Genomic DNA, 3,458 nt, shown 5'->3' with positions numbered 1-3,458 from the left:
GTCAGTTCGGCATAGCGCAGGGCGACGAAGCGCTCGTTCTTGACCGCGTCCGTCTCTTTCATGGCCGGATGGACCTTCAGGAAATCGAGCAGCTTCTTGTAGCCGCCGCCACCCTGGTAATCGAGCAGGATGAGGAATTGCGGATTGCGCGACGCCACCGTTTCCCAGTCCGTGTTGCCCCAGCTGGTGTCCATGTCGGCCATGATGTTGTCGCCGCCGGCGGCTGATATCATGGCGCTGGGGATGGCGAACTTGCCTGCTGTGAACGGTTTGTCCTCGCCGGAATCATAGAGAAACACTCGCGTACCCTTGCCGTTGCCGACCTTGGCGGTGATGTCGGCGAGCTGCTTCTTCCAGCCGGAGACAAGCTTCTCCGCCTCGGCCTCCTTGCCGAAGATCTTGCCCAGCTTTTCGACGTCGCCATAGAGCAGGTCCATCGAGGCGGCTGGGCGGCTCTTGTCGAGATGCACGCAGCTTTCCGTCAGCACCAGCGTCTTGATGCCGTGCGGAGCAAGCGTATCGGGTGTCACCTCGCCGCCCGGCTTCATGCCATAATACCAGCCGGCGAAGAAGAAATCCGGCTCGACCGCGACGAGGTTTTCGAGCGTCGGATATTTCGGCGCCAGTTCCGGGATCGAACCCTGCTCGGCCTTGAATTCGGGACCCACCTTGTACCATCCGGTGATGCCGGTCAGGCCGACGATCGACGGCTGCAGTTTCAGCGCGAAAGCCATCTCGGCCATGTTGAGATCCTGGATGACGGCGCGCTTCGGTGCCGCATCGAAGGTCAGCGGCTTGCCGCAGCTGTCGACCGTGACCGGGAAGGCCAGGGCTGTCGAGGCCAGCAGCGAGAAGACAAGCGAAAAGGCCAGGCGTTTCACGGATTTGCTCCTTGTGGATGGGATTGGGTCGACTACGAAATGGCTTCAATCACGACGGCGGCGCGGCACGGTTCGGCACATCGAACACCGTCAGTTCGCGGTCTTCGGTCGGATGGCGCAGACGCAGCACATCGATGCCGAAAATCTCGCGGATCAGCTTTTGGGTCAGCGCTTCGCGCGGTGCGGCGAGCGCTTGCAGACGGGCATGGTTCATCACCGCCACCCTGGTGGCGAACGGTGCCACCAGCGCCAGATCGTGCAGCACCGCGATCACCGTCATCTCGAAGCCTGCCACGAGGTCGAGCAGTTCGCCGCGGGCGCGCGGGTCGAGATGGTTGGTCGGCTCGTCGAGGAACAGGATTTTTGGCTGCTGGGCGATGGCGCGCGCAAGTTGGGCGCGCTGGCGCTCGCCGCCCGACAGCGAGCCGATGGTGCGGCCAAATAGCGGCAGCAGGCCGGTCCGGCGCAGTGCATCGACGACGATCTCGCGCTCCTCGCTCCTGCGCCGCAGCCCGGCGTGCGGAACCCGGCCAAGCTCGACATAGTCGATCACCGCCAGCCGCGGATCGGGCTGGTCGGTCTGGCCGACCACGGCAATGTGCAGCGCCCGTTCGGCGGCTGAAATCCTGTCCAGGAGGCGCCCGCCGAGCTTCACCTCGCCGGAGCTCGGACGCAGCATGCCCGACAGCATGCGCAGCAGCGTCGTCTTGCCGGCGCCGTTGGGACCGATGATGGCAAGGCGATCGCCGGCGGCCACCGAGAAGCTGACCGCCTGAACCAGATCCCGCCCATTCGCCGTGACGCAGAGGTCACGGGCTTCGAGAAGCGCTACGGTCATCGGCTGCTGCCCGCCGGCTTGCCGGGACGGCAAAGCGTATATACGACGATGCGATGGATGGAGCCGTCCAACTTTCCGTCACTTTCCAAAACTGGCGACGGAAGGAAGCTGGCGAACCGGCCGACAAGACCGGGATTCGCGTTTCCTCCCGGCACACCCCGTCCGGTCAACTCAGTGATGGCAGGTCTCCTGGCTCACGGGTCGTTGCGCCATCCAGCCTTCCCAGCCTTGCCGGCCAGTGGCATTCACGGATTTTGCTCGCCGCTTACAGTTGCGGGGGCAGCCACGGTCTCGACCTGAGCAGGCCTCACCGTGTTCCCTTTTCACCCCTCGCCTTTCGACTCGGGGACCATCACCGCTTCAGCGTAGATTTGCGCCGATCGCTTCGCAATGGATTTCTCGGACGGAGTGGTGGGCCAGCTAAGGGAAACAGGCATCGCATGCTCTCTTTATGTAATAATATAACATACCTAAGAGATGACGCCGGTCGCTGTCAAGCGAAAGCTCATGGGGCGGTTGGCCGGATGGCGACCGGCATCGGCGCAGATTGCACGGGATGCGCAATTTCGATCAAACTGGCTGCGCCAGGAAACGGCAGGATGATCTGGCCAATGCGAGGAGAAAATGGACCCGACCGAGAAAGCGCTGTGGTTCGTCGAAAGCCATCTGCCGGAGGCGATCTCGCTTGATGATGTCGCGCAAAGCAGCGGCGTGTCGCGTTTTCATGTGACGCGCGCCTTCGGCGCCGCCACCGGCCGGTCGGTGATGGGCTACATGCGCTCACGCCGGCTGACCGAGGCGGCGCGCAAGCTGGCGGGCGGGGCGCCCGACATCCTCGCCGTCGCGCTCGACGCCGGCTACAACTCGCATGAGGCGTTCACCCGTGCCTTCCGCGATCAGTTCGGCACCACGCCGGAACTGGTGCGCGCGCAGGGCACACTCGACAAGCTCGACCTCGTGGAGCCGATCCTGATGGACCAGTCCCTCCTCACCAATCTCGAACCGCCGCGTTTCGAGACCAGCCGGCCGTTCCTGATCGCCGGCCTCGGCGAACGCTACAGCTGCGAAACCAGCGCCGCCATCCCGATGCAGTGGCAGCGCTTCGGCCCCTATATCGGCAACATTCCGGGCGAGACCGGCGACGTCGCCTATGGCGTCTGCGTCAACGGCGACGATGCCGGCAATTTCGACTACATCGCCGGCGTCGAAGTGTCTGACTTCTCCGACCTGCCCAGGGACTTCTACCGGGTGCGGGTGCCGGCGCAGAAATATGCGGTCTTTGCCCACCGCGAACACATCTCGACCATCCGCCGGACGGTCAACACGATCTGGAACAAATGGCTGCCGGCCTCCGGGCATGAGATCGCGGACGCGCCGGAATTCGAACGCTACGGCCCCGAATTCGACCCGCGCAGCGGCAAGGGCGGGCTGGAGATCTGGATACCGGTGAAGGCGTAGTCGGTCAGGCCATCGGCAACGCCGGCCAGCGATCGGCGATCCGGCCGCCGGAAAACACCGCGATCGACCCGAACTGCTGCAGCACGGCTTCGCTCTGCGTCGGCCTTAGAAACGCGTAGTCGCCGGGCTTTGCGGTCGCGTCGGCGGGCAAGCCCATGAATTGCTGGTTGGAGGACAGGCCGAGCAGCCCGTTCGCCTTCATGCCTTCTGGGAAGACCGGCTCGGCCATCCACTTGCCGCCATAGAGGTAGCAACCCTTGCGCGGGAACCGGCCGAGCGCC

General features: G+C 64.2%; 3 protein-coding genes, 1 pseudogene and 1 riboswitch. Of the genes and pseudogenes, 1 reads left to right on the top strand and 3 read right to left on the bottom strand.

Going from position 1 to position 3,458, the window contains the following annotated elements:
• Positions 1-881, bottom strand: an 881-nt coding sequence (locus EOC06_RS34060; RefSeq protein WP_245470313.1) for an ABC transporter substrate-binding protein, incomplete at its 3' end; no start/stop codon positions are given.
• A 49-nt stretch (positions 882-930) separates the two neighbouring features.
• On the bottom strand, positions 931-1,719 hold the full coding sequence (locus tag EOC06_RS34055) for an ABC transporter ATP-binding protein (protein WP_128309872.1): 789 nt from the start codon (positions 1,717-1,719) through the stop codon (positions 931-933).
• A 161-nt stretch (positions 1,720-1,880) separates the two neighbouring features.
• A riboswitch (cobalamin riboswitch) is annotated at positions 1,881-2,088 on the bottom strand.
• A gap of 255 nt (positions 2,089-2,343) precedes the next feature.
• On the opposite strand from EOC06_RS34055, the gene EOC06_RS34050 reads away from it, so the two are divergent.
• Complete coding sequence (locus tag EOC06_RS34050; protein WP_127331504.1) at positions 2,344-3,177, top strand: AraC family transcriptional regulator; 834 nt, start codon at positions 2,344-2,346, stop codon at positions 3,175-3,177.
• 4 nt (positions 3,178-3,181) lie between these two features.
• On the opposite strand, the pseudogene EOC06_RS34045 reads toward EOC06_RS34050, so the two are convergent.
• Positions 3,182-3,458, bottom strand: a pseudogene (locus EOC06_RS34045) (DSD1 family PLP-dependent enzyme); the annotation flags it as partial.

Source organism: Mesorhizobium sp. M7A.F.Ca.MR.362.00.0.0 (assembly GCF_004023175.1).
Taxonomy (GTDB): Bacteria; Pseudomonadota; Alphaproteobacteria; order Rhizobiales; family Rhizobiaceae; genus Mesorhizobium.
This window is presented reverse-complemented; position numbering and strand designations above follow the sequence as displayed.